Source organism: Fervidobacterium pennivorans DSM 9078, assembly GCF_000235405.2.
GTDB classification, from domain to species: domain Bacteria; phylum Thermotogota; class Thermotogae; order Thermotogales; family Fervidobacteriaceae; genus Fervidobacterium; species Fervidobacterium pennivorans.
Genome location: NC_017095.1, coordinates 1589408 through 1615621, shown reverse-complemented (window position 1 = coordinate 1615621; position 26214 = coordinate 1589408). Strand labels below are relative to the sequence as shown.

At 37.5% G+C, this 26214-nt stretch carries 22 protein-coding genes, 1 pseudogene and 1 CRISPR repeat array; of the genes and pseudogenes, 20 read left to right on the top strand and 3 right to left on the bottom strand.

Going from position 1 to position 26214, the window contains the following annotated elements; translation table 11 throughout:
* Positions 1 to 45: 45 nt before the first annotated feature.
* Positions 46 to 345, bottom strand: coding sequence for a hypothetical protein (locus tag FERPE_RS07655; RefSeq protein ID WP_041262872.1), 300 nt, complete (start codon positions 343 to 345; stop codon positions 46 to 48).
* A 46-nt stretch (positions 346 to 391) separates the two neighbouring features.
* Here FERPE_RS07655 and FERPE_RS07650 point away from each other — a divergent pair, with 46 nt between their 5' ends.
* From FERPE_RS07650 to cas6, 12 genes and pseudogenes are all read left to right on the top strand, one after another.
* Positions 392 to 1153 carry a lysozyme family protein gene (locus tag FERPE_RS07650; RefSeq protein WP_014452062.1) on the top strand — a complete coding sequence of 254 codons (762 nt, stop codon included), beginning with the start codon at positions 392 to 394 and terminating at the stop codon, positions 1151 to 1153.
* Positions 1154 to 1306: 153 nt separating this feature from the next.
* The gene (gene dnaK / locus FERPE_RS07645) at positions 1307 to 3100 is read left to right on the top strand and encodes a molecular chaperone DnaK (protein WP_014452061.1); all 1794 of its coding nucleotides are present in this window, start codon (positions 1307 to 1309) and stop codon (positions 3098 to 3100) included.
* 177 nt (positions 3101 to 3277) lie between these two features.
* A CRISPR array of direct repeats spans positions 3278 to 6152; the repeat unit is 30 nt; unit sequence GTTTCCATCCCTCATAGTCACTTCTAAAAC.
* Between the two features lie 713 nt (positions 6153 to 6865).
* On the top strand, positions 6866 to 8362 hold the full coding sequence (locus tag FERPE_RS07640; protein WP_014452060.1) for an SAVED domain-containing protein: 1497 nt from the start codon (positions 6866 to 6868) through the stop codon (positions 8360 to 8362).
* A 229-nt stretch (positions 8363 to 8591) separates the two neighbouring features.
* A pseudogene (locus tag FERPE_RS07635) lies at positions 8592 to 9805 on the top strand (IS110 family RNA-guided transposase).
* 75 nt (positions 9806 to 9880) lie between these two features.
* The gene (gene cas1b / locus FERPE_RS07630; RefSeq protein WP_014452058.1) at positions 9881 to 10870 is read left to right on the top strand and encodes a type I-B CRISPR-associated endonuclease Cas1b; all 990 of its coding nucleotides are present in this window, start codon (positions 9881 to 9883) and stop codon (positions 10868 to 10870) included.
* Positions 10871 to 10884: 14 nt separating this feature from the next.
* Positions 10885 to 13365: a type III-A CRISPR-associated protein Cas10/Csm1 gene (cas10, locus tag FERPE_RS07625; RefSeq protein WP_014452057.1), complete on the top strand. Its 2481-nt coding sequence runs from the start codon at positions 10885 to 10887 to the stop codon at positions 13363 to 13365.
* Between the two features lie 29 nt (positions 13366 to 13394).
* Complete coding sequence (gene csm2, locus FERPE_RS07620; RefSeq protein ID WP_014452056.1) at positions 13395 to 13865, top strand: type III-A CRISPR-associated protein Csm2; 471 nt, start codon at positions 13395 to 13397, stop codon at positions 13863 to 13865.
* Between the two features lie 14 nt (positions 13866 to 13879).
* Complete coding sequence (gene csm3 / locus FERPE_RS07615) at positions 13880 to 14605, top strand: type III-A CRISPR-associated RAMP protein Csm3 (protein WP_014452055.1); 726 nt, start codon at positions 13880 to 13882, stop codon at positions 14603 to 14605.
* 64 nt (positions 14606 to 14669) lie between these two features.
* A complete protein-coding gene (gene csm4, locus FERPE_RS07610; RefSeq protein WP_014452054.1) occupies positions 14670 to 15650 on the top strand; it encodes a type III-A CRISPR-associated RAMP protein Csm4 in 981 nt (326 codons plus the stop codon).
* The gene (csm5, locus tag FERPE_RS07605) at positions 15647 to 16792 is read left to right on the top strand and encodes a type III-A CRISPR-associated RAMP protein Csm5 (protein WP_014452053.1); all 1146 of its coding nucleotides are present in this window, start codon (positions 15647 to 15649) and stop codon (positions 16790 to 16792) included. Before csm4 ends, csm5 begins: the two co-directional genes overlap by 4 nt.
* 48 nt (positions 16793 to 16840) lie before the next feature.
* Positions 16841 to 17455 carry a hypothetical protein gene (locus FERPE_RS07600; RefSeq protein ID WP_014452052.1) on the top strand — a complete coding sequence of 205 codons (615 nt, stop codon included), beginning with the start codon at positions 16841 to 16843 and terminating at the stop codon, positions 17453 to 17455.
* Positions 17445 to 18179 (top strand): CRISPR-associated endoribonuclease Cas6, encoded by a 735-nt coding sequence (cas6, locus tag FERPE_RS07595; protein ID WP_245530453.1) that lies wholly within the window; start codon positions 17445 to 17447, stop codon positions 18177 to 18179. The genes FERPE_RS07600 and cas6 overlap by 11 nt, the downstream gene beginning before the upstream one ends.
* A 57-nt stretch (positions 18180 to 18236) precedes the next feature.
* On the opposite strand, the gene FERPE_RS07590 is transcribed toward cas6, so the two are convergent.
* Positions 18237 to 18473 carry a hypothetical protein gene (locus tag FERPE_RS07590; protein ID WP_014452050.1) on the bottom strand — a complete coding sequence of 79 codons (237 nt, stop codon included), beginning with the start codon at positions 18471 to 18473 and terminating at the stop codon, positions 18237 to 18239.
* Positions 18474 to 18654: 181 nt separating this feature from the next.
* Between FERPE_RS07590 and cas2 (FERPE_RS07585) the strand changes: the two genes are divergently transcribed.
* A complete protein-coding gene (gene cas2 / locus FERPE_RS07585) occupies positions 18655 to 18933 on the top strand; it encodes a CRISPR-associated endonuclease Cas2 (RefSeq protein WP_014452049.1) in 279 nt (92 codons plus the stop codon).
* Positions 18934 to 18938: 5 nt separating this feature from the next.
* Here the strand turns inward: cas2 (FERPE_RS07585) and cas2 (FERPE_RS07580) are convergent, their stop codons facing one another.
* Complete coding sequence (cas2, locus tag FERPE_RS07580; RefSeq protein WP_014452048.1) at positions 18939 to 19202, bottom strand: CRISPR-associated endonuclease Cas2; 264 nt, start codon at positions 19200 to 19202, stop codon at positions 18939 to 18941.
* Positions 19203 to 19336: 134 nt separating this feature from the next.
* On the opposite strand from cas2 (FERPE_RS07580), the gene FERPE_RS07575 reads away from it, so the two are divergent.
* The 7 genes from FERPE_RS07575 (at position 19337) to FERPE_RS07550 (ending at position 25989) form a co-directional block, all read left to right on the top strand.
* Entirely contained in the window at positions 19337 to 19744 is a 408-nt protein-coding gene (locus tag FERPE_RS07575; protein ID WP_014452047.1) for a hypothetical protein, read from the top strand.
* Complete coding sequence (locus tag FERPE_RS07570; RefSeq protein ID WP_041262871.1) at positions 19728 to 20423, top strand: hypothetical protein; 696 nt, start codon at positions 19728 to 19730, stop codon at positions 20421 to 20423. The genes FERPE_RS07575 and FERPE_RS07570 overlap by 17 nt, the downstream gene beginning before the upstream one ends.
* Positions 20424 to 20476: 53 nt before the next feature.
* A complete protein-coding gene (locus tag FERPE_RS07565) occupies positions 20477 to 21268 on the top strand; it encodes a hypothetical protein (protein WP_041262870.1) in 792 nt (263 codons plus the stop codon).
* 1143 nt (positions 21269 to 22411) lie between these two features.
* Complete coding sequence (locus FERPE_RS07560) at positions 22412 to 24007, top strand: TM1812 family CRISPR-associated protein (protein WP_014452044.1); 1596 nt, start codon at positions 22412 to 22414, stop codon at positions 24005 to 24007.
* 129 nt (positions 24008 to 24136) lie between these two features.
* Positions 24137 to 24286 (top strand): hypothetical protein, encoded by a 150-nt coding sequence (locus FERPE_RS10465; protein WP_155804135.1) that lies wholly within the window; start codon positions 24137 to 24139, stop codon positions 24284 to 24286.
* A gap of 227 nt (positions 24287 to 24513) precedes the next feature.
* Positions 24514 to 25068: a hypothetical protein gene (locus FERPE_RS07555; protein ID WP_014452043.1), complete on the top strand. Its 555-nt coding sequence runs from the start codon at positions 24514 to 24516 to the stop codon at positions 25066 to 25068.
* Positions 25069 to 25140: 72 nt separating this feature from the next.
* Positions 25141 to 25989 carry a hypothetical protein gene (locus FERPE_RS07550; protein WP_014452042.1) on the top strand — a complete coding sequence of 283 codons (849 nt, stop codon included), beginning with the start codon at positions 25141 to 25143 and terminating at the stop codon, positions 25987 to 25989.
* The last annotated feature ends 225 nt before the right edge of the window (positions 25990 to 26214 follow it).

Below are 26214 nucleotides of genomic sequence, written 5' to 3'. Positions count from 1 at the left end.
AACAAAAAAGCGGCAGCCATCTTGGACTGCCGCTTTCGTATTTTTTTAGAAGAAGAATTCAAACGTTAGCATCTTCGTTCCATCTGTTGGAATGAACAACTCCTTAACACTTTTGTTTGAGGCAACATAAAACGGAAGACCTATCAAACCATCTTTGGTATATACTAAGTGAGCATTTGTGAGATGCCCGTGTCTAGATATTTGGATAACAACTTCTTTTGCTGTGCTAGGTGACGTTACTGGGACGCATGATAGCACGATGAAAACCAAAGCTAAGACGACCGCAATCTTTGTTGCTTCGTTCAAATTGGAAAATATAGGTTGAAAATCATTTGATAGGACCATATGATATAATTCACTTTGTAAGTTTTGGAAAAACGGAGGCGGAAAGTTGCTCAACCTAAAAAAGCTTGAGAATATCCTTTTTTATTTCATCATTATTGGAAGTTCCTTAATAATCTTTTCAGTTTTAGGTATGTTATTAAACAGCAAAACGCCGCAGGCTCAAGCGCAAAATGTCCGGGTAGACATACGTGAGCCTTACTTTGCATCGCTTGAACATAATACAGAGTCAACAGGTTTTGTCGAAGAAGCTTACATTGAGCTTGAGACGGACACTCAAAAAGACACAGTAACACTAATTGAGAGGTACAATCAAATGAAAGAAGAATTAAAAAGCCTAAGGCAGGCATTAGCAAGAGACAGAACTGTTGAATACGTTATTTACAGCGTCGTTGACTACGAAGGAGAAGCATTAACTTTTGATGAAACAGGAGGATTCACAAGATATGGGATATCTTCTAAATACAACCCTGATATCGATGTTTTCCATATTACAAGGCAAGACGCATTCAATATCTTATACATTCGCTATTACCTTCCCAACGGTCTTTACAAATATCAAAGTGTAAGACTGCAAGTGGCTTTGATGCACATGTGTGTGCTATTCGGTAACAAAGCCTTCTCAATAGCCTATTCTGTGACTCCAAAGGAAAAGCTCATCACATTACGTGATTCTGACCCAGATTTTCCCAAAATTATCGAAAAACTAAGACTCACCTTTAGAGACCATGCCAAACGCATTGGTATCAAAAATCCCAAGTACTTAAACGGTTGGCTGAATAGGATAGACAAAGTATTCTACATAGGATAAATCCTAACACCATGTCGCATTTGTATTTCGGTTAGTACTGTCACCCCCAAAATTTTTTAAAAATTTTAATTATCACTCTTGACAAAAGAGTGCTAATTTGGTAGAATATATTCGGCAAACAAAAAAACAAAAATCTTACGGAGGTGGATATATATGGCGAAAAAAGAGTTTGTTGTTGGAATTGACCTTGGTACGACCAACTCAGTTATCGCTTGGATGAAACCGGATGGAACAATCGAGGTCATTCCAAACGCAGAGGGAAGTCGTACAACACCGTCTATAGTCTCGTTTACGAAAACCGGAGAAATCATTGTTGGTGAACCAGCAAAACGTCAGCTTATTTTGAACTCAGAAAGGACCATAAAATCCATTAAAAGAAAAATGGGAACGGACTACAAGGTGAGGATCGATGACAAGGAGTACACCCCTCAAGAAATCAGTGCGCTCATACTCAAGAAACTCAAAAAAGATGCAGAAGAATATCTCGGTGGTGAAATTAAAAAGGCAGTTATTACTTGTCCAGCTTACTTCAACGACGCTCAACGACAAGCTACAAAAGAGGCTGGTATCATAGCTGGACTTGAGGTGCTCAGGATAATTAACGAGCCAACAGCTGCTGCATTGGCTTACGGCCTTGACAAAATGGAAGGCGAAAGAAAAGTCCTTGTCTACGACCTTGGTGGTGGAACATTTGACGTCTCCATACTTGAGATAGGTGGAGGAGTCATTCAAGTTATCGCGACAAGTGGTAACAACCATCTTGGTGGTGACGACTTCGACCAAAGAATAATGGACTACATTATCGACGAATTCAAAAAACAACATGGCGTAGACCTAAGAAACGACAAACAAGCACTCCAAAGAATCAGAGATGCTGCAGAAAAAGCAAAGATAGAATTGTCTACAAAACTTGAGACGGACATAAGCTTGCCATATATAACAGCTACAGCTGAAGGTCCACTGCACTTAGAAATGAAACTTACAAGAGCGATGTTCGAATCACTCACAAGAGACCTTGTTGAAAAAACAAGAGAACCAATTGAAAGAGCACTAAACGATGCAAAACTCTCACCGCAGGACATCGATGAAATCATTCTTGTTGGTGGTATGACAAGAGTTCCGATGGTGCAGAGGTTCATCAAGGAAATTTTCGGAAAAGAACCGAACAAGAGTGTGAACCCAGACGAGGCTGTTGCAATCGGTGCGGCAATCCAAGCGGCAATTTTGGCAGGAACTGAAGGTGCAAAAGACAAAGACGTAGTACTTGTAGACGTTACACCACTCACACTCGGTGTTGAAGTCAAGGGTGGATTGATGGAACCAATAATTCCAAGGAACACAACGATTCCCGTTAGAAAGAGCAAAATATTCACAACAGCTGAAGATGGTCAAACAAGTGTTGAAGTAAGAGTCTATCAAGGTGAACGTGCAATGGCAAGAGATAACATATTCCTTGGTAGCTTCCAGCTTGTAGGTATTCCACCGGCACCAAGAGGAGTGCCTCAAATCGAAGTTACGTTCGACATCGACGCTGACGGTATAGTTCACGTCTCAGCAAAAGACCTTGGCACAGGAAAAGAACAATCCATGGTTGTCACAGGTAGACATCAACTGAGCAGCGAAGATATCGAAAGAATGATTAGAGAAGCGCAAATGTATGAAGAACAAGACAGAAGAAAACGCGAAGAGGTCGAACTAAAGAACAAAGCAGACGACCTTGCTTACCACATCGAAAAAGTACTCAAAGAAAACGGCGACAAGATACCGGCAGATACAAAGAACAGGTTAGAGGAAATCATTAGGGACTTGAGAGATGCAATCAACAGAGACGACATCGCAAAAGTCAAGATACTATTCGACGACTTGCAAAGAGAAAGCATGAAAATAGGCGAATACCTCTACAAACAACAAGCTCAAGGTGGAACAAACACAAGCGAGCAGATGTAATAAACAATAAAAACAAACCCCAGTGGGCAAAAGCTCACTGGGGTTTTTTATTTAATACTGTACATTCAAGTTCAAGAACAAAAAAAATTGCACCTCTGCATTTGCAGAGGTCTTTTTTGTTTCTATTTATTCCTTCTGCTGAAATAACGTTTAAGCATACGAGCGCTTCAGTTGATTGTCTCTACTCCTCATAGTCACTTCTAAAACTTCGATCAAACAGGGCAAGTTCCAGACGGAATAATGTTTCCATCCCTCATAGTCAATTCTAAAACCAAAAAATAAATCCAACAGTCAGAGCAAACGCTGAAGCGAAGTTTCCATCCCTCATAGTCACTTCTAAAACCTGGTAGGTATGTTGAAAAGTGAAGTTATAAAAAGGATTATGTTTCCATCCCTCATAGTCACTTCTAAAACGTTAAATTCAAACCGAAAAATGTAGCGGAACTGTTTGAAGTGTTTCCATCCCTCATAGTCACTTCTAAAACCTGTTGATTGCTGTAAGATTTAAACCAAAGAGTGTTACAGAGTTTCCATCCCTCATAGTCACTTCTAAAACTCATTGATGATGAGTAAAAAAAAGAAAGAAGGGGTTTTTGTTTCCATCCCTCATAGTCACTTCTAAAACTGTACCAATGGGAGTTGTTAGTGAAAAGTGGTTTTTAGACGAGTTTCCATCCCTCATAGTCACTTCTAAAACTGAATACCTAAAATTCAAAACAACGAAAACAGATGATAAAAGTTTCCATCCCTCATAGTCACTTCTAAAACCCCAATCGGCAGCGTTTTTTTCGAGAATTATCCACGGTTGGGTTTCCATCCCTCATAGTCACTTCTAAAACTGGTATGTTATGTACATCAAGAAAAGACTTTACGATCTGTGTTTCCATCCCTCATAGTCACTTCTAAAACGTACAAGCAAAACAGGAAGAGATAAAACAAGAAGTAAAACAACAGTTTCCATCCCTCATAGTCACTTCTAAAACATTCCTAAGCTCATCATGTCAGGATTAAAAAGTAAGGACAGCCTGTTTCCATCCCTCATAGTCACTTCTAAAACTGGAGGCTGAAGAAGGCGACGTGTAAAGCGTCGCCTTTTTTTTATGTTTCCATCCCTCATAGTCACTTCTAAAACCAAGCATTTAGGCGAATGAGAGTGCATATTCCGGATCACGGTTTCCATCCCTCATAGTCACTTCTAAAACTAACAGAGCTGCACCCCAAAAGATTTTCAGTTTATCCGTATGGTTTCCATCCCTCATAGTCACTTCTAAAACTTTGATAGATTGAAGGCTGGCGAAAGCCAGCCTTTTTTGTTTCCATCCCTCATAGTCACTTCTAAAACGATGAGTACAAAAGTGTACTTGTCAAGTCAAGTGGATTGTTTCCATCCCTCATAGTCACTTCTAAAACTTGGAGGACAGCTCAAAGGTAAAAGTTTGGAAGGGTTGGGGTTTCCATCCCTCATAGTCACTTCTAAAACTATTGCTCGCCTTCACCATCGTCCTCGGGTTGACGCCGTTTCCATCCCTCATAGTCACTTCTAAAACAACAAAAGACCGTTATTCAACTATCGTGTTACTGACGCTAGTTTCCATCCCTCATAGTCACTTCTAAAACAAAAAAAGAAGAAGGAGGTGACACCCCACGCGGCGGGTTTCCATCCCTCATAGTCACTTCTAAAACTTTGTATTATGGGAAGAAAAGGATGTTTACATCCTGTTCTTTGTTTCCATCCCTCATAGTCACTTCTAAAACCCACCTTCAAAGAACAGCCAACCGTTGCTGACATTCGTGAAATGTTTCCATCCCTCATAGTCACTTCTAAAACACTTATGTGCCCTTCCAAGCGGAGTTTGATGAGAGTTTCCATCCCTCATAGTCACTTCTAAAACGTTGTATCTTGAAGTTACAGTGAAGGTGAACGGTCAACAGTTTCCATCCCTCATAGTCACTTCTAAAACCCGGCAAGAAGTGCAACGGTACATCAACAATCAAATCAGGTTTCCATCCCTCATAGTCACTTCTAAAACGGTACCACATGGCAAAGAGAATTAAAGGTAACACGAATTTTAGTTTCCATCCCTCATAGTCACTTCTAAAACGAACGGGCGGGCCTTTGAAAAGTGAATAGTCTTCTGAGGTTTCCATCCCTCATAGTCACTTCTAAAACCTTTTTTCAAAAAAAGAAAAAACTATCCTCAAGGAGGGGGTTTCCATCCCTCATAGTCACTTCTAAAACCAGTCGTACTTCTTTGAAGAAAAGCGAGAGTCGGACGTTGGTTTCCATCCCTCATAGTCACTTCTAAAACTTATGCAGGGCACCTTTTTTCACTATCCTCTCTGCTGTTTCCATCCCTCATAGTCACTTCTAAAACCAAAAACAAGTAAAAAACTATTGACAAATTAATTTGAATGGTTTCCATCCCTCATAGTCACTTCTAAAACCCTCAATTAGAGTAGGGGTTGAGGCGAGACAGTATGGTAAGTTTCCATCCCTCATAGTCACTTCTAAAACATTATGAAGAGACTGTACATCGAAATAGTGGTGAAAGGTTTCCATCCCTCATAGTCACTTCTAAAACCAGAGTTTCGGAGATAAAAGTGGTAGACGGATTCTGTTTCCATCCCTCATAGTCACTTCTAAAACAGATTGTACGGCGTAGAGCCACAGACGGTAACTTTTGTTTCCATCCCTCATAGTCACTTCTAAAACGAAAGAGTTCAAAAACGTATCCCACCAGATTTTACACGTTTCCATCCCTCATAGTCACTTCTAAAACTATCTACATCGGCTTGGAGATGAAAGACAGTGGTTTCCATCCCTCATAGTCACTTCTAAAACGAAAACTGGCTATTGATTATGAAGGAGGGGATTCTAGTTTCCATCCCTCATAGTCACTTCTAAAACTCGTGGAAAGTTGATTATCGAGGTATGGTCCTTGACGAGCCAGTTGTTTCCATCCCTCATAGTCACTTCTAAAACCCAGAGTGTAAATCTTATTGAAAGCTATTTCTTGGACTCGTTTCCATCCCTCATAGTCACTTCTAAAACTCGTAAGACCCTCATAGATATTATACCATTATTTTTGTTAAATTTGACAGTTACATTTGTAAAAATTAAAAAGCTCGTATTTATGCCTATTTAGGTTGAACATAGATGGAAACTATCCCCCGAAAAATCTGTGATTTTTTGTGAGTTTACATAATCGTTACAAAGGGCAGAAAATGCGGCATGTATTTATGAGGATTTTGAAAAAATATTAATAAAATATGAAGTAAAAACGGGAAAAGAGGGTTTAAAAAGATTGCAGAAAGATTGTTTTGGAGTTAATAAAATTTTATTATTTGATGTATAATGGCTAAAAAAGCTGGTATGAAATAAAAAATCTGAATTAAGTGTTGGATAAGAAAAATTACAGATGAGAAGAAAAAATCAGGTAACAAATAGGTGATGTATAGATAAATAATGTATTAACAAAACGGAAGAAATGATAGCGACTTAAAGCTGGTATTCTATTTGAGAGGTGTGTGGACTATTTGTGGTGCGGAATGATTTAATTTCAAATTCAACATAAATTGTTATGATTTTCTTGATTAACAGCGATGTTATCTAGGAAGCTCTAAAATTCGTCTTTAAATTTCGCTTTTTTTGTTGGCGGGATATTTGGCAAATATGATATAATAAATATAAGGATTATCAAAATTACTTCAAACTATAGTTACACATTAAGAACTTTAATAAGTGCAAGTTGGGAGGATTCTGTCGTGGCGTATTCTAATCTCTTGAAAAACGATGTTTTAAAATATCTTGATTTTGTAAAAAAAGGTGAGATTAGTTTAGGAGAGATACCCGTAGACCTATCACGACTTGATAAGGATATACCCCAACGAAAGCTTATTGTTTACGAAATCTTCAAGTTCTTGCTTTCGCAAAATTATAAAGAGCATGCTATTAACCTTTTAATAACAGAATACGGCTCGTTAGGTCTTAAAAAAGAAGAGGCGTACTTGCTGGTTTGGTCCAAATTTGTAGAGGTAAAATTTCCTGTCGTCGAAGCTGATAAAGTGACTTTAGCAAGATGTCTTGTGTTCAAAGTTGATTTTTCGTTTAGCAATAATCCAGAAGTCAGTGATATTTTGGCAGTTCTCGAAAAGAAAATCAATGCCAAAATATCTGTGCTTTTCGACAGAGGTTTTGTAGGTGAATCTTTTGAATTGGCAGTTGCTGTAGGTCGTCTTGTAGACCACATACCAGAAAATTTGGCTTTTACTGGCCGAGTGGCAGAAGATGGAAAGATTTTAAAAGTCGAAAACTTTGACGAGAAATTAGCATACTGCAATAAAAACAACATTGGACTGATTTCCTACATTAATGTATCTTACATAAGAGAAATTATTGATTTTTTGAATGAGAAAGAGTTTCATATACCTATATTGCTAAGATTTTCATCAAAACCGCAAGACATTGAAAGCTTGTGGAAAAGGTTGAAAGAAAGAGTTTTAGCATTCTCAGGCAAAGACTGTGAGTCAAATTGTAACTTGTTTGAGAGAATATACCGAGCTCCACTTACTTATTCAGTTAACAGAGAACTTTCAGAAGATGAGTTTTATGAGCATATTGAAAAGTCTTATGGGATTATTAGAAATGTGATAGATAACTCAGGCATACCGCATATAGCAATTAATGGTCCTGCAGCGTTTGCTCTCGGACTTGGGATAGCTTTGGGTGCGAAGGACAAGCTCGTAGTTTATCATTATCAAGGTGATTACTTTCCTGTTCTTAATTTAACCACAGAACAAAATCTAAGGTTAATAAAAACTGTTACGAGGTCCAAGGAGATGTTGCAAGAACTTACATATGAAGTTTTGGAATATAGTACAAACAAACGAAAAGCTATATTAGCTATCGAATTGGCTTCACATAAATTGTTATCTTCTGTTAAAGAATATGCGAAAGAAAATATCTCAGATGGGTTTATCATCCATGTAATGCCAAAGAATATGGAAGCTTCAGGTAATATACCTCTTGGAGATTGGAAAAAAATTATTTCCGAGTTGTTTTCAATTACACAAATAGTACGCACCGACTTTTACTACGACGAACTCCATATATTTTTAAGTTGTCCTGTCCCGATTGCTTTTGGTTTTGGAATGGCTTTAGGAGATTTTGTACCAGGGAAGATTTACAATTACTTCAAGGGTGGAAAAACAAAAAAGGCAGGGTATGTTCCTGTGTTAGATATAAACGAGATTTTGAGATAGAAAGCTTATTTCCCTCCTACGTAAAAGTATGGTATAAATATTTTAGTCAAAAAATAGGCAGGGCAGGACGACTTAGTGTCCCTTGGCTTTCAAGCCATTACGGGAGTCTGTCGCCTGCCTTTAACCATGATAAGTTGGTTGGGTTTTTAACCCTCGTCACACTGGAGGTTTGGTTCAGCAGGCCCCTGCCCTCGCCTTTTAACCTATTCAATCGAAAGGAGGTTTTAGTATGTCTCAAAACTTCTCCATCTTTGTCGGTATTGACATCTCCAAGCATAAGTTCAACGCCTGTGCTATCCAAAATCCTAATTCTATCATCTTCGAATCTGCTTTCGATATGTCCAAACAAGGGTTTTCCTCCTTTGTTCAAAAGCTCTCCGTTTTCCCTAAGTCTTCTGTCCTTATCGCTATGGAGTCTACTGGCTGTTACCATCTTAACCTTCTTTCTTTCCTCTCTCTCAATGATTTCTCTTGTGTCGTTCTTAATCCTTTGCTTGTTAACAAATCTCTTCCCGTTGGGCTTAGGAAAACTAAAACTGACAAAATCGATGCTCGCTCTATTGCTCTTACCATCTTCTATACCCATCACATTCTTCCTACTTCTTCTTTCCTCAACTCAGATTTTCGGGATATTGCAAGGAAAAAGGAAAGCATCACTCATCAAATCTCAAGAGTCAAAAACGACATCGAAAAGCTTCTTTCTCTCCTCTTCCCTGAACTTGAAAAAGTGACCAACATCTACAATGATGCTATCTTGGATTTGCTTTCTTCTTTCCCTTCTGCTAAAGCTATCCAAAAAGCCTCCATTGATTCTTTACGTGTTTTCTTTTCAAAAACAATCGGTAGAAAGTTAAAACTTACTCCAGAAACTCTTAAAGAGCTTGCTAACAACTCCATCGCTCAGTATTGGCCAGTGAAAGAGAAGATTCTTATTCAAACTATCAAGGAACTTCGATTTTTACAAGAGCAACTTAATGAGTTTGATGAGATGCTCAAAGAATATTGCAAATGTGCTTCGCTTAATCAAGATGTTGAAATACTCACGTCCATTGACGGAATTGGTGAAAATAGCGCACTGTATTTTCTTGCCGAAGTTGGCGATATTTCAAGATTTAGCACATACAAAAAACTAATTGCCTATTGTGGGCTTGACCCAAGCGTAGATGAATCAGGCAGACACAAATGAGCCGCATATCCAAAAGGGGCAATGCCCACCTGAGACGAATAATTTGGCTGATGAGTGTGAATGTAGTGAGACACAACGAATATTTTAAAGCATATTTTCAAAGAAAACGAGCGCAAGGGTTAGTATACAAAAAAGCGATGATGAGTGTAGCGCACAAATTGCTAAGGACGATATTTGCTATGATGAAAAAGCGCGAGAAATTCAACATCGATCATACATTTTCGTCTTCTACTCAAAATTTAATTTTACATAGTTGACTCCTGTCAGATTTTACTGGGTATCCCCGTTTTTTAATTGGACCGCTTCAGAAATCCTCTCCAGGGGGGATAAAGATGCAAACAGTTTACATTTTTAAAGATGCATATCTTAGAAAAAAGAGTTCTGCTTTGTACATAGAACCAAAATCTGAAACGGAAAAGCCAGTATACGTTCCTTTAAAAAATGTTTCATGTCTTATGGTTTTTTCGGAAGTTGAGCTTAATAAGAAAACGCTTGAACTATTTTCGAATTCTCAAGTGCCAGTGTTTTTCTACAATTACAACGGCGAATATGTTGGATGTTTTTATCCCGTCGAAACTAACAAAACTGGAGAAATGTTGATACTGCAATTCCAACACTATCAAGACTTGGAAAAGCGTATTGTTATAGCTCGTGAAATACTGCTTGGAGTAGCAGATAACATGATGTCTTTGATTAAACGTTATGTGGATAAATATTCACAGATTCAAGAGAATATATCAAAAATTGAGTCTTTGAAAAAAACGTATTATCGCCAAGAAACTATTGCTGCATTAATGGCAATAGAAGGAAACATAAGAAAGATTTACTACGAGGCGTTAGGAAAGATATTTGAGAGTAAGGGCTTCAAGTTTGAGGAACGAACTATGAGACCTCCAGCAGATGAAATCAATGCACTTATTAGCTTTGGCAATACGCTTTTGTATAACGTAGTTCTGTCAGAAATCTTTAAGACTTCCTTGGAACCATCTATCAGTTTTCTACACGAACCAAACAAAAGAAAGTTTTCTTTACAACTTGATATCTCTGAAATATTTAAACCCATTCTTGTTGACAGAGTTATTCTGAATATGGTTAACAAGTCAATGATAAAAAAGGAAGACTTCCGGCAAGTTGAAGGGGGTGTATATTTAAACGAAAACGGTAAAAAGAAGTTCATAAAGGAATTTGAGAACGGACTTGAGGAAACATTTGATTACGGCAATGGACAAAAAATGTCTTACAAAACGGCGATAAGATATGAATGCTACAAACTAATTAGACACTTACGAGAGGAAGAGGCTTACACTGCTTTCCGATGGTAAATGGGGGTGTATATATGCCTGTGAATGGACAAGGGAATAAGAAATGGAAAGATGTACTTTATTTAGCAAGTCTGTTTCACGATATAGGTAAATTCAGACAAAGAGGGAAGATGAGCGAAGAGTTGAGATCGGCAATTAAGAAAGAATATAACTACGAAATCAAGACTGCAAGCTCAGGGCTGGCCCACCAATTTGTTGGCGCCTACATATACAAGAATTCTAAGTTGCCATACCGCGAAGATGTTTCAACGATAATAAGCAAACACCATGATAATCTCCAGAATCTTGTAAGTGAATACGAAATTCTGACAAAGATAGTCTCAATAGCCGACAGAATTTCTTCAAATGAACGTACCGACTACAGCGTTCCTGAAGATGAAAAAATAAAATACATGAAGTCGATTATTTCCAGAGTATCTTTAGCTAACCGACAAAAAGAAGATTACTACAGACCTCTCTCACGATTCTCATTAGCAGAGTCCGTAAAGCAGCCAGGAGAATTCACAGGGACTCCTGAAGAACACTACGAAAAACTTTGGAAAGAATTTGAACCTCTTCTAAAAGATAGTGATTTAGAGAATCTTTGGAAAGAAAATCCAGAAGGAGTTTACGAAAGGCTTTATTACTTACTCAAAGAATACACCTCAACAGTTCCGTCTGCATTTTACTACAGCGAACCAGATATATCACTCTTCTCACATGCCTCTTCAACTGCCGCAATCGCCGTTGCTTTGTACGCACAACTTGGGGATAAACTTTTCGAAAAGCAAAACGACCGATTTGTTTATGCTTCCAGTGAGCTTTCTCGAATTGAAGATTTAGTGAGGAGACTTCAGAACAATCAGAATGTTCCAGCAAGCGACGACCCAGAACTTTTCGGAGTCATCAAAGGCGATATCTCCGGTATACAAGACTTCATCTACAAAACATCAATCAAAAACGGGCTTAAAAAACTGCGTGCACGTTCGTTCTTCATAGCTTATCTTGCCGAAATTATAGCAAAGTACATTGTGAGAAAAGAAGGGCTTTACAATTCCAACATCCTTTATTGTGGTGGTGGACATTTCTATCTGCTCGTCCCGGCAAGCACTATTGATAGGCTTGGTGAATACCAGAACGAAATTGATAAAAAGATTTACAATGCGTTCGGTCTGGACCTCTCTGTCTTACTTGGTGGTATCAAAATCAACTTCTCTAGGCTTCTAAACTTCGATGTTCATGATGAATTAGCAAGATTATTAGAACAGAAGAAAAACAAAAAATTCGCAACGGTTGTCGATTTGGAGATGTTCTTGCCCGAAGATTTCTCAGGTCCAAGATGTCCATATTGTGGTAGAAGGATGGATCAGGTTGGCTCTGATGAATATGAATGTGAATTTTGCGAATCGTTTGTAGAAGTTGGATATAATTTGGCAAACAGTAAGTATCTCACTATCGAACCAATTCCAGAAATTACCCGAAAGCCAAGAGATGTTTTTGACGTTTTCAGAAGCTTTGGCTTTGAATTAAAATTTGACAATGAACCTAACAAGCTTGCTTACGCAATAGAAAAAAGCCATGAAGGAACATATGACCCAATGTCTGCGATGTATCCTATAAAAATGGCAAGCTATGTCTCAAGAAAATACATTGGAAAAGATGATAAACCAATTGTAGCCGACCTTGAAACGATAGCAGATGAATCAAAGGGAGTAAAACGATGGGCAATATTACGAGGTGACGTTGACAATCTTGGAAGCATATTCAAATCTTTATCGGGAACCTTTGGGCAAAATGTTAAGAGTGCTCCAATTTCATACGTTGCCACATTATCTTCTGAATTAGAAATGTTCTTCAGCGTGGTGTTAGAGAGGTTTGTTAGGGAAGAATACGAAAACTGTAATGTTATTTACTCTGGTGGCGACGACTTTATGATTTTAGGCCCTTGGAATGAACTCCCTCTGCTTGCTGACACTATACGCAAGAAATTTTTCGAGTTCTCAAAGAATGACGAACTTTCCATTTCAATGGCAATAGCTATAGCTCCAAGCAAGAAATATCCAGTATACAAACTTGGGACAATTGCAGGGGAATTACTTGATGAGAAGGCGAAATCTTACAAGCGCAATGGCAAAGAAAAAGCTGCATTGTATTTCTTAAGGGGGTGTATGGGCTGGGAAGAGTTTGATAAAGCCAAGGAGCTCAAAGACAAACTACAAGAACTCATTGAAAAATATGATGTTACCAAGAACTTATTACACGTATTAGACGTATTCGCAAACAGACCAAAAGAACGACTCAAAATCTGGAGATTGTATTACTACGTTGGAAGACTCATGGAACGAAAAGACGCAGAAACAAAAAAGGCTATTAAGGACTTTTTCGATTCAATACTTGTCAACTACAACCAGCTTTATCCAAAACTGGACATAGTTGTAAGATGGGTGCACGACGAAACAAGAAAAGTTGAACGCGAAGAGGAAGAACAAGAAGAGATTTCTTTGGCTAATCATTAATAAAAGCATTGAAAATTGGGGGTGTTAAGATGGTTAGTAGTTTTGTGCAGGGAAATGCTGGAGCAGGTACAAATGTCGCAGCTGAGTTTGAAAAAGTTAAAGAACTGATTGCTAATCTTCAAGAAGATTACAACACATTGCACGAAAAGGCAAGGAATATAGCTTCTAATATCCAGATTAATTCTACGAAACTTAGAAAATTCTACAACCATGTCAAAAAAATTGAAGTCTCGGGTTTAGAAGAAGCCGATGTTGAAAAGATTTTAAAAAGAGAACTGAACAAATTCTTGGCAGTTTTGCTATACGATGTTGGTAGGGAAGAACGAAATCAGGAACAGCTCAAAAAACTTGCTGAAGGAATGAAAAAAGTGGTTGATGTCGTCAAACAGAAAAATGGCGTGGAGATAAAAAAAGCGTATAATCTTTTCACGGACTTCTTTGAAGCACTTGTTGCTTATCACAGGTATTATGAAGCCATAAACAATTCTAAAAGCCGATAAAGGGGGAATAAAGCATGGAAGTAAAGGATTTCGTTGGTAAATACATTGTTACTGCTGATATTGAAGTTAAAACGGGTTTACACATTGGGACTAGCAAAGAAGATTTGGAAATAGGCGGTCTTGATAACCCAGTTATTAAGGATCCAAAGGGTAGACCATATATTCCTGGTAGCAGCTTGAAAGGAAAAATGAGGGTGCTTAGTGAATTCTACCACGGTAAAGTCAGTAAAGATGGAAATGTTCACAAATGTACGGATCCTAATTGCCCAGTCTGTGGATTATTTGGAACATCTGTTGACAACAAGTCCGATAACACATTCGCCAGAACAAGACTAATCGTTAGGGATGCATACTTAGATGAAAAAAGCCTTGAACCACTTTCTGATTTCCTTGAAACAAAATGGACGGAACTCAAATACGAAAACACAATAAACAGGGTAACTTCAAGAGCAAATCCAAGGCAACAAGAACGTGTACCAGCTGGAGCGATATTCAAAGCAGAATTCGTAGTTGATATTTACGATGGAGATGGGGATAAATTTCTGAAAAACTTATTGTTAGCTATGAAATTGCTCGAAGACGACTATCTTGGCGGTAGCGGTTCGAGAGGATATGGAAAGATTGAATTTAAAAACATAAAAGTTTTAAAGAGAGAAAGGGATTATTACCTTGGTAATAAAGAGGAGGAAAAAGTCGGAGAATATTCAACACTGAAAAAAGCGCTTGAAGAACTTAAATAAACTCTGGGTTTGAATTCAACCGTTGGCACATGTAAACGAACTTTTATCTAAGGAAGTGATACCTATGGACTATCGGGTTAAGATAAGATTTAAAGGTCCATTACACATAGGTTTTATCGACGGTGTAGGTGAAGTCTCTGAGGGGATGGTCCACGCAGATACCTTATTTAGCGCTTTAGTTTGCGCTTATTCAAAACTTTTTGGCTCTGAGAAAACTGCAGAGCTAATTGAGAATATCTCAGACAATACAGAAGAAACGGAACTACTCATCTCTTCAGCATTCTATTATGTAGGTGATAAATACTTTTTACCAAGACCGAAGGGTGAAAATTTTAACTTAGAAAAAATATCTCAGCCTAAAAAACTCAAGAAGATAAAATTTGTCGACGAAGAAATCGTTACCAAGAACATAGCTGTTGAAGAGAAAGATATTCATGGACAATTTCTTAGCAAAAGCGAAGTGCAATTCTCAAATGGTTTCGAAGGACCGGTTGAAATCTTCGAGCGTCCGAGGGCGGGTATAAACCGCATCAATTCGAAATCAAACCTTTATTACTTTTCAGAGGTACACTTTGCTCCGAACTGCGGTCTGTGGTTCTATCTAAGAGTTGGAAAGGAATTAAAGGAAGAAATACTTGCTTCTCTGAAATTGTTAGCTGACGAAGGTCTTGGCGGAGATAGAACCTATGGATTTGGAAATTTTGAATACAAAATAGAAGAAGTACAACTACCAGTGGTCGGAGACAAGTATTTGCTATTATCTCCTTACATTCCCTCAAAGAACGATTATACAAACGAATCCAAAGAAATTGCTAAGGAAATCTCTGATGCATACGAACTGAAATACAGAACAGGCTACATCTTTGGAACTGACCAAAAGGCGAAAAGGGTAGTTATGTTCACAGAAGGTTCTGTTTTTAAAAAGCCGGTAAGAGGCAAGATTTTAGACATAACTCCCGATGGATTTGAAAAAACGTATGGGTATAGGGTTTACAGATATGGTAAAGCTTTCTTACTCCCGTTCAAAGGGGGCAATAATGTATGAACAAAAATTCAACATTTTCAAAGCGAATGATAATTGAACCTATTTCTCCTGTCTTTATTGGTTCAGGAGAAAAAGTGGGAAAATTTGAAACTTTGGTGGATGGCGGTAAGACCTATATTCTCAACTTTGATAAGCTCATGGAAAATGATGAGTTTGTAGAGTCCTTTGTTGAAAAAATGGATGAAATATTAAACCCATCAACAAAAGATGGTGCTTTGAAAGAAATATTTGATAAATTAAAAATTAATATCGGGGATTACAGTCACACATCATTCCCGACAATAAAAGACAAAAATGGAAAACCAAAGACTCTTCAAATTAGCAGATTCGTCCACACCGCTGGTAGATTTTACATCCCTGGCAGTTCCATCAAAGGTGCAATAAGAACGGCGCTAATAAAGGCTAATGAAGCATTTGCAGAACCTTTTGAAAATGCACTAAATACACCTAACGTATCAAAATCAGAAGTTAATAAAATTGAAGACAATGTCTTTGGAAGTGCGCAACTATCACCATTCAAAGCACTGATAATCTCAGATAGCTCGTTTATTGACAAAAATTACATAAAATTCAAAAAAGTTGAAGTAATCCATTTGGAAAGACCCAAGCAAGGTATTCCACAGTTTTTTGAAGTATGGTTGCATGACCTGAGAAACACTGGTTCAAACAAAGTCGAAAGCAGGATAACTTTCAAAGCAGACGTATTGAGCAAACTACTACAGAACGGTGCAAGGAAGGAAGCTGTTGATTATTTAATGCAAGTGTTTGGAAGCGAAAAAAATTTCGTCGATACTATGAAAGAAGCAGCGCGAATATTAATAGAGATGGAAAAGCAAAAGATTAGTGCTTCTAACTATCAGCAGAAAAATGAGCTATTGAATTTCTATAACACACTCTCTAAAATCAACAAAGAAACAGAGAACGGATTCGTTCTAAGAATTGGTGGGCACAGTGGATTTTATTCAAAAACAGCTTACAGAGGATTTTTGAAACGTGATCAAGTAAAGGTTTTGAAAATTCTATTTGGCTACAAAAAAGTGAAGGAAAATAACTTTCCAGTAACCACGCGAATTGTGAGATTATCGGAGTCTCCAAAAGATATATTACCAGTTGGATGGATAAAAGTAAAACTTCTTGATTAGAAAACTAAAAAGTCTTCATACTCTGTCAAGGCAAAGTAGGTGAAAATTTTGCTGGAAATCGTTTTGAGATGGGACTTAAAATCACCAACGTTAGTAACAGAGGAACTTATCCAACAAATATCCCAAATGTTGGAAGATGTTCCGCATTCCGTTTCGCACGTGCTTGGAAAAAGAATATACGCAAGCGAATATGGATATTACATTGTAAAGGATGCAACTATAAAGGTACGATTAGCAACAAAATCTGTAGGCTCCGCCTTAAAGAGGTTACTCAAAACCTCTTTGGGCGGTGCTTTTCCTTATTATTCATCAGTTAAAGTCTTTCAACCATTCAGTGAATGTTATGTTCTTGCTAACGAAAACTTTGGAGAGCAGCCCATTGAAAGCATTCAAAGAGCTATTGAAGAATACTACTTTGCTTTGGCACAGCACATTTACCAAGGCAAGAATATCAACTATGCTTTAATTCCCGTTGTGAAACCTTACAAAAGGAGCATCTACAAAGTTGAGCTGTTCGGTTCAGAAGAAATGATAGCCTTAGCCAACGCTGTTGGATTAAGAGTGGGCCACTTTGGTCTGTTTTTGTATGATAGCACGGATCTAAATTTAATTACTAAATTATCCCAAAAAATTGGAGGTAGTAAACTTGAGAGTGTACATTAACTTTACATTTGACAAGTTGGAACTTCCAACAGAATACAATCACATTTTGCAAGCATTTGTTCTGAACTTAATTGATGATGAAGAATACAGAAAATTCTTGCATGACAAAGGATACACCTTTGGTAAGCGTTTGTATAAACTGTTCTCATTTTCCAGACTTCTTGGAAGGTTCCAAATAGATAGTCAAACCAAAACAATAAAGTTCTTTGACCATGTTGTCCTTATCATATCGACGGCAGACGAAAGACTAATAGAATTCGTTGTCGACAGAGTTGGCAGATTCGAAAACCTTAGATTGGGTAGGAATTTTGTCGTGCCAGCAAAGATTGAGATATTTGAACTTCCAGAAACTGACCACATCGTAGTTTCAACAAAATCTCCAATTACGGTTTATTCGACAGTAGACAAAGATGGAAAGAAATACACACTTTATCACTCACCACACGATGAAATCTTTTCAAAACTGTTAGAGGAGAACCTCAAAAGAAAATTTCACGCGGCATTTGGTAGAGAATTTCAGGGACAACTGAGAATAAAAAACATTGCCCCAAATCCGAAGAGGGTGGTTGTGGGGTACAAAGAAAGGAAGTTAGATGCTTGGATAACAGTGCTTGAGCTGGAAGGGGACTATGAAATCCTTAAATTAGCATACGATGCAGGGCTTGGTTCTAAAAATTCCGCAGGTTTTGGTTGTATAGAGCTTGTGGGTAGAGATATTATCTGACTTTTTCAGAAAAGAAGATACTCTCCCAGCTTCTCGGCATCATTTTTACTTGCATGCCTAAGTTTTGAAAACAGAGCCGGTCTTAATGCGCAACAGGAAACCAACGACTTCCGGAGACATGTGTGCTGGTAACTGTAGAAACAAAACATACGGAAGCCTTCCACGATAGATTTCTTGTCCATGGAACCTTACTACAGCTGGTTTATACACCAACTCGTCTGAGATGTAAATCGCTGCCCTCTTGTTCTCAACCTCTATAATATAGTCCACAAATCTGCAAATCTCTTTTTGCATAGTATTTCGCCTCCCAAAGCTACTTTGGAAATTTAACCTTTCCAAAATAGAAAACGCATTCGACAAAGATTTTTGACAGATAGTATAAAACAAAACAAATCCTCTCTTTGTCAGGATGCCTAAGTTTGTGCGTTTAGATATATGAAGGATTCATTTGGACAACTTTTTAGGAGGGAGTAAGATGAGCAAAAGATACTTATTAGTGTACGATGTAAACGAGAAACGTGTTGCAAAGGTTCACAAATTACTACTTAGATTCCTTGTTTGGAAACAGAACTCAACGTTTGAGGGATATCTACCAAGAGGAGCTCTAAAAGAACTAATTAGAAGAGTATCGAAGTATATCCGCAAAGAAGACGACGACGGATTGGTAATATACTCCCTACCCAAGGGAACAAAGTTGAAAGTGGAAATAATAGGAAAAGACAAGGCTAACAGTTTAACAAATTTCATTGAATAAACACACTATTCAATGAAATTAAACTCACCTGGTGTCGCCCCAATAATAGTTTTGTGAGGCGCATTGTAAGTATCAATCAAATAGAAATAAACAGCGTCCTCCTCTGTATTTATTACCCTCATTATTTCTTCTTTCAGGTTTTCGTACAACTCCTCCGTAAGAAGCCCCTCAAGCACGGACCTTAAAGTCCAATTTAAATATTTTCGCCCTATTTTCAAAACCTTGTTAACCCTTTTCACGTTTACATCGTATACCATTATCACATACATTAGTTTCATCCCCCTTAACTACGCAATTGAGTATCCTTCCAGATATATAAACAAAAATTACTACTTCATTTGACATCTAAAAAAATGCTATAATAAGTTTAGAATTAACAAACAATGATGTTGGGGGAGGGCATATGAAAAAACTCCATGAATACAACTTCAAATCGCAGCTTGTTATATTTTCAGATATAAAAAACACTGTAGCAAAAAATTTGGGAATCAAAGACTTGTATTATTCACGCAAAGGTGAACGTCCTTCAAGACCAGGATTGATTCAAAAAAAAGGATTCCATTACTTGGTGTCTTTCTTGTCAACGAAAAAGTATTCAGATGCTGTGTTCAAAGTCTTTGAATGTTGCCCCTTCGCAAGTGAGAGAATATTTATGAATGAGAGCCGAATTATGAATATCGGGGGACGTTACGTTTTCATACTTCCAGCACCCGTAATTGAAAACTACAAAAGACAAAAGAAAATACAATTTCTAAGTGGTTGCGCGTTAGACTTGGAGAATTGGAGTGATGAATGTGTGGAAAGAGTATGACCTTTCAAGGTTGGGAAAGTGTGTCAAGAGCCTGTTCAACAATACTTTTTCCGCCCAGTGTGATAAGCAAGTTCGTGAGTTTATTGCCGCGAAAGTGTACAAAAAAACATGCGGAAAACCTGAAAATCTCGGACTTGGTCAAATGGAAGAAGTTGTTGATGAAGTATACCAACAGTCTATGGAAAGAATCCTCAAATTCAAGCAAAAACTGAAGGATTTTGAACCGTTACAAATAGCAACTTATTTCAACAGAATAGTTGACAACCTAATAGAAGATTTTCGAAAAGCAAGCGAAAAAAAGCCTCTGTCTATTGATGTGACCGTTAAAGAGGAAGATGATGAGCTCGAGCTGTCAGAGGTGATTTCTGACAATACGGCTCTAACATCAGAAGAAATCTTCGATAAATTGGTAGCTCAAGACATCTTTGAGGAATTTAAAAGTTACGTGAAAGGGAAGGAACTGGATTTATGCGATTTTATCTATTACTCAGGTTACTCTAAGGATGCCCAGTTTAGAGAATATCCGTCCGCTGATGCAAGATACAAAGCCCACCAGCGGGTAAGAGAAAGAATAAGGAAGTTCTTTGAGGAAGTTGTGAATGTCAGTCCAAGTGTTGTAAAAATCGTAATACAAAAATACAAGTCAGAAATATGTGACCATATTCGTTTTAATAAGTGAACGGTGTAAAAGAATTTGTTGAGACACTCTGCAAGAAATTGGAGGCGATAGAAATGAGCGATAGAAATGAAATGAAATACCTTGAACAAATTTTTGAAGAGTATAAAAAAGGGGCAAAGAAAATTAGGAAACTATTGGAACAAGGTACAGAAAAATTAGAGATTGGGGACATAGTGGCTATCTATGGTGAGGACATAGTATATGGACTTGTTTTTGAGAAAATCGGAGAGATGTACAATGTAATCTTTCTGACGACAGAGTTGGTATTAGGGGGAGCAGGATACAAAATTGAAATAGACCACATGGTCAGAAGTCTAAAAGTAACTCCAATAAACTTTTATATTAGTCCAAAGTATTGTGAAGTTGTCGGCAGGGTAAAAAAAGATGAATTTGAAAAAATCCTCGATAATTTTAAGAAGATGGCAAATAGGTACAAAGGTATTTGGAAGAAGTTCTATAACTTCGAAATAAATAGAATCAAAATATTTTACGATGCATTTTTGAGTAGTATGATTAACTATGAAGAACATTCAGAAAATGAAGATGATGAAAAAATAATAGACCTGTCAAAATTTTTCAAAAAGGAAGAATTAGAAAAGCTCCTACCTTCAATAGCTGCTGCATCGACTTCTGATAAGTATGAGAATATAATAATCGAAGTATCTGATGGCTTTGCAAACCTATATCTGCCTGATGAACTTATTGGCAAAGAGGCAGAACTATACTTGTCTGGTAAACTCATTTACACGGGAAAACTACCAGGCACTGTGAAATTTGCCGTGGGGCATAACTTCCCTTCGGCATTGTTAAAAGAAAAACTTCAAATCAAACTAAAAGAAGGCTAATGAAATTAGTAACCTTTAGTAACTGTGTAAAAAGCAACTCTGGTTAGAAAAATTTAAACAAATAAAAGCCAATCCTCATGGATTGGCTTTTTTTGTGATCGCTTAAGTCATTTCACAGAATCCCATCCTTTAAACCATACCCCTTTTGGTTATCACAATATTAATATTATCAACACCTATTTGTTACTAACTATGTGAACACACAACAGTAACACATATATCCAAAATTCAGAATAACTGTTTTGACAAATCAATGTACAAATAAATATCACAATTATCCAATAAGAAAACAAAAAAACGCACCACATTCAAAAGATACATTCATACGCCGTTAGCCACAATCCTAAAATTGCACTATACAAAACGTCTAAAATATCATTTGTAGCGATTATGTAAATTCACAAAAATTAATCATTTTTTCGGGGGATAGTTTCCATTCGTGTTCAACCTAAATAGTTATAAATACGAGCTTTTCAATTTTTACAAATGTAACTGTCAAATTTAACAAAAATAATGGTATAATACTTATGAGGGTCTTACGGTTTTTTAGAAGTGACTATGAGAGATGGAAACTTCCAAATCCCTTTGTATTTCCTGTTTGCCATCTTCTTGAGTTTTAGAAGTGACTATGAGGGATGGAAGCGGTGTTACTTTCACAGCTTTAACTAGTAGGTTTATCTCAATGTTTTAGAAGTGACTAGGAGGGATGGAAACTTTGTTCCCTGTTCTACCAAATTCCTAAGTTTCCTTGCACTTTGTTTTAGAAGTGACTATGAGGGATGGAAACATTATTAAGACGAAGAAAAGAGGAAAACGGAAGTATTTGAAGTTTTAGAAGTGACTATGAGGGTTGGAATCTCGATATAGTATAATGATTAGTAGCACCTTATATTGACGTCCAGTTTTAGAAGAGGCTAGAGGGGAAGCAAGCAAAATTGCTTCCTTTATTTGTTTTGCAATGAGTGTCGTTTTGGAAGTCAGGATAAGGTATATAGACGCAGGCTGGCGTTTGATAAAAGTTTCTTTCCACGCGTTTTTCAAAAACAGTTGTGTTTGGTAAGAAGGTTTTGAGTGTGGTTGTGTTGAAAGATTTAGGCATGGAAAGTTAGGAGTTTTGTAAATCCAACTGTGGAGGTATCGAATATGGTAAAGGTACTTACGTTCTTGGGAACAAGTTCGTATCAAAAGGCTATAGTTAAGTTTGATGATTTTGAAACATCTCAGGAGTTATTCCCACTTGCTTTGTTGGAATTTTTGAAGATGAAGGAAGGCAAGGATATCTCAGCTGCGTTTTTCTTGACTGAGGAAGCTATGAAAACATACGATAAGTACAATGTTGAACGGTTTTGCAGTGAAAACGGCATCAAAGTCCAGAAGATTAAAATTTCGGAAGATGAAAGCGTAACTGATTTTGTACGAAAGGCTGCGGAGTTGATAGATGATGGAGACCTGGTTATTTTGGATGTCACCAATTCTTTTAGATCAATTACCATGACAGCAGTTGTTATTTATATGTTCTTGCGCGAATTGAAGAATGTTGAAATGAAGGTTCTGTACGGTAAGTATGATAGGGCTACAAACATGACGAAATGTAAGGATATGACCGAATTAATTGATTTAGCCGACTGGATCTATGCTACAAGGCTTTTTAAAGAGTTTGGTTACGCTTCTATCCTGGCTAACAAAATTAAGAGTTGGAATGAAAGATATTACAAGCAAGGTGGCTCTTCACACAGAAAACCCAGAAAGCTAAAGTCCCTTGCTGATGCGATAACGTCTGTATCTGAAGCAATCAGATTAGGTTCAATAAGGATGATTCACAAGTCTTTGAATAAATTCTTGGGTTTACTGAAGGAAGAAGGCTCAGCTGTTCGTGAAGACGTCAGGGAATTCATCCCGCAGTTTGACTTGCTTTTTGATGCAATTGTGGATAGGTATGAAAAGTTTTTTGCACCTGGCGATTCCGCTAAAAATGAGCCTGTGCTTAGCGAAAATGAATTAAATGCCGAAAGAGAGCTGCTTAAATTCTATTATGAAACAAACGATTTAGGTATGGCAACCAGACTGGCAAGGGAATATTTGAAGAACGTTGTGCTTTTCAAAGAGGGAAAATTCGACAAATTGTTCGACGTAGAAGAGCGTGAAGCTATTTCGGTTAGTAATGATACTTTAGCCCAGGCTCGAAACCACATAGCTCATTTTGGATTTAACAAAGATTCGTTGCCAAGCCCTCAGAATATTCAAAGAGAGATTCAAAATTTGATTGAAAAGGATTTCGAATCAATAGTTTCGAATTACACGCCAAGTAAACAGTTGAAAGCTATACTTTCACCACTTGGAACGACACCAGGCGCGCTTTATACAGTTCTGAAATCAATTCCTGGAGATTTACTTGTAATTGTCACATCCGAGCAGGGCGAAAAGCTTGTGCCAGAGATTATTGAAAAAGCAGAATTCAAAGGTGAGTATCACGTGATACTTGTGAATGATCCGTTCAAAGGTTTGGATGAGACCAGCAAAGTTGTTCAGCAAGCAACTGAGAGGTTGAAAGACGCTACAGAGTTAGTGATAAATCTAACTGGTGGCACAACACTTTTGAATTATATGATTGAAAGAATTAGAGACAACGTGAGGTATGGTAAGAAAATTAAAACAGTGATAGCATATGACGAAAGACCTTACGATGAGCAGAGAAAGGAACCTTACATAGTTGGTAACATTCTGGAATTACCGAAATGATTTCAAAAGTCTAACAAAGGCAAGGTATTTTGGATGTTCTAGAGTCCTATTTTAAAATTCAGAGCTCTAGAAGATGGAACAATAAATTTTTACGCAGGCAAAAAGATTAATGGATGAGTTGTATTCTGGGTGCCTTCAGACGATGAACTTCTTGTCGCTGCTAATGTGCTTTCGCAATTCGCTTTTTACTCAGGGGTTGGTTACAAAGTGACTATGGGATTGTGGCAAGCGAAAAGAATAGAATCAACGGAACGATTTGAAAGTGAAATGAACGATTGAAAAATGATATAAATACTCAAAAAACTGGCCTGGCTTTTGCCAGGCTTTTTTGTTTTTATATGTCAGATTCTTCCTTCCAAAACGTTATATTACTCGGAAAACGTTGAATACCTCATATGTGATAGGAGGGGGTGGGAAGTTTACGGAAACTTTTTAGAAATTGCGGGCTGATTTGTGCGGTTGGCTTGTTTCTCAACTATTTGTATGTTTGAAGGAGGTAGATTGCGGTGATAAAGTCAAAAGCTTGGGCTGTTGTGGTGTTATTATTTTTCACAGTTATGTTATTGGTGTCGTGTGTTCAAACCCCAAGTAACGGTTCTTCAAGTCAATGGAAGATTGTAAGTGAAAAAGACCCAATGACCGGAAAGGAAGTCTGGTACGCCATATCTCCGAAAGTTAAATCACTCAAACCTATGTCTTTCCCTTACAACGACACAGAAGCTTGGATAGGCATTGGAAACGATGGAACGAACGAATGGATTTACATTGGATTCAGCACTATTCCAAATATTGAAGACTTTAGCATTGGAAACGGTTATTTAATCATAACTACAAGAGTTAAATGGGATGAGTTGGAACCAAATTACACCACATTCTATCAAAAAGTTGGTTCAAACTTCTTACATTTTGCTAATTATGACGATTCTATCTCCAAAATTATGCAACACAAAAGGCTATTACTTGAACTCGACTGGTATGGGAATGGATTGGTTTATTTTGAATTTCCACTCGAAGGAGCAAAGGAGGCGATAGAAACTATAAGAAGCAAGTTTAGAAATTGAGTTAACGACTTTTGTTATCAAACATTGCTTTCATAAGAAACCTTAAAATCAAGCGGAGGTGGAATTTTTAACATGGTGGATAAGAAGGTTAGCTTAGCAGTATTCCTATTCGGTTTGTTTTCAGCACTTGTTTTGGCACAAAGCGCAACAAACGTTTCAAGTTCCGTAACTTCAGAAGATAAGTACATAGCAATCTTCGAGAACGAAGACTTGCAAATACTGGTAGAGCTTCAGCACTATGGTAGCACGAACCTTATTCAACTGGCGCAAAAAGTTTTAAAGATTACCTTCGTTAACAAACAAGAAGTTCCTATAAAAATCATTTGGGACGAATCTGTTTTCACAGATAACAACGGAAAACCAGCAAGACTCATCAAAGAAGGGCAAAGGTTTATAGTATCGGACCAACCACAAGTTCCTTCAATACTTCCACCAGGTGAAAGAGCATCGTTCTTAGCCGTTCCACAAAGCCATATCACGTATTCTTCGTCAAGCGGTTGGTTTGTGACCGGAATTTCCGGAAATATTAGAAAAAGAACGTTAATGATAGCCTATGAAATCAATAGCGTCAAAAAGTATGCAAAGATGGAAATTGATTTTGAGACAGTGATTGCTTCAAAAAGTGCTCCAGACAGACTAACCTTTCCGACGTTATCGTATCTATCACCAGTTTCTAACACACAAGGCGAGACAATTGGCTACAAAGGTATCAGCTTTACTCTTTTAGGATACGTTAGTAGAAACTACTATAATCCAATGAAACCAGGTTCTTGGAACAACTTCTGGCAGTGGGGAACAATCGCTCTCTTTATACCTTACATTGGAATCGGGACAGAATACGTAAACAACGACAACAGCTTTACATTTTCACTCTACACAATCTACATACTTCCAATAATTGATTTTGCGTTCTCCTTCTAAGGGTTACCTACAAACTTCCGGTTTTGCGGCGGTTCCGCCGCCGCACTTTTTTCCAAAAAAGTGTAAATGTTTTTACAAAAAAATGATACAATAAAATTGGTTCGCATGATAGCTATCAGTATTGGGGAGGGATTGCAGTGTGGTCTATGCGATTTTTAAAAACGAGTACGAAGAATACCAAAAATGGAAAGATAAACAAAAAAAGAAAACGGACAACTAAGCTAA

Coding starts and splice junctions, on each gene's coding strand:
- FERPE_RS07655 (WP_041262872.1), bottom strand. CDS start 345: ATGGTCCTATCAAATGATTTTCAACCTATATTTTCCAATTTGAACGAA.
- dnaK (WP_014452061.1), top strand. CDS start 1,307: ATGGCGAAAAAAGAGTTTGTTGTTGGAATTGACCTTGGTACGACCAAC.
- cas1b (WP_014452058.1), top strand. CDS start 9,881: ATGCAAACAGTTTACATTTTTAAAGATGCATATCTTAGAAAAAAGAGT.
- cas10 (WP_014452057.1), top strand. CDS start 10,885: ATGCCTGTGAATGGACAAGGGAATAAGAAATGGAAAGATGTACTTTAT.
- csm2 (WP_014452056.1), top strand. CDS start 13,395: ATGGTTAGTAGTTTTGTGCAGGGAAATGCTGGAGCAGGTACAAATGTC.
- csm3 (WP_014452055.1), top strand. CDS start 13,880: ATGGAAGTAAAGGATTTCGTTGGTAAATACATTGTTACTGCTGATATT.
- csm4 (WP_014452054.1), top strand. CDS start 14,670: ATGGACTATCGGGTTAAGATAAGATTTAAAGGTCCATTACACATAGGT.
- csm5 (WP_014452053.1), top strand. CDS start 15,647: ATGAACAAAAATTCAACATTTTCAAAGCGAATGATAATTGAACCTATT.
- FERPE_RS07590 (WP_014452050.1), bottom strand. CDS start 18,473: ATGCAAAAAGAGATTTGCAGATTTGTGGACTATATTATAGAGGTTGAG.
- cas2 (WP_014452049.1), top strand. CDS start 18,655: ATGAGCAAAAGATACTTATTAGTGTACGATGTAAACGAGAAACGTGTT.
- cas2 (WP_014452048.1), bottom strand. CDS start 19,202: ATGTATGTGATAATGGTATACGATGTAAACGTGAAAAGGGTTAACAAG.
- FERPE_RS07575 (WP_014452047.1), top strand. CDS start 19,337: ATGAAAAAACTCCATGAATACAACTTCAAATCGCAGCTTGTTATATTT.
- FERPE_RS07565 (WP_041262870.1), top strand. CDS start 20,477: ATGAGCGATAGAAATGAAATGAAATACCTTGAACAAATTTTTGAAGAG.
- FERPE_RS07560 (WP_014452044.1), top strand. CDS start 22,412: ATGGTAAAGGTACTTACGTTCTTGGGAACAAGTTCGTATCAAAAGGCT.
- FERPE_RS07550 (WP_014452042.1), top strand. CDS start 25,141: ATGGTGGATAAGAAGGTTAGCTTAGCAGTATTCCTATTCGGTTTGTTT.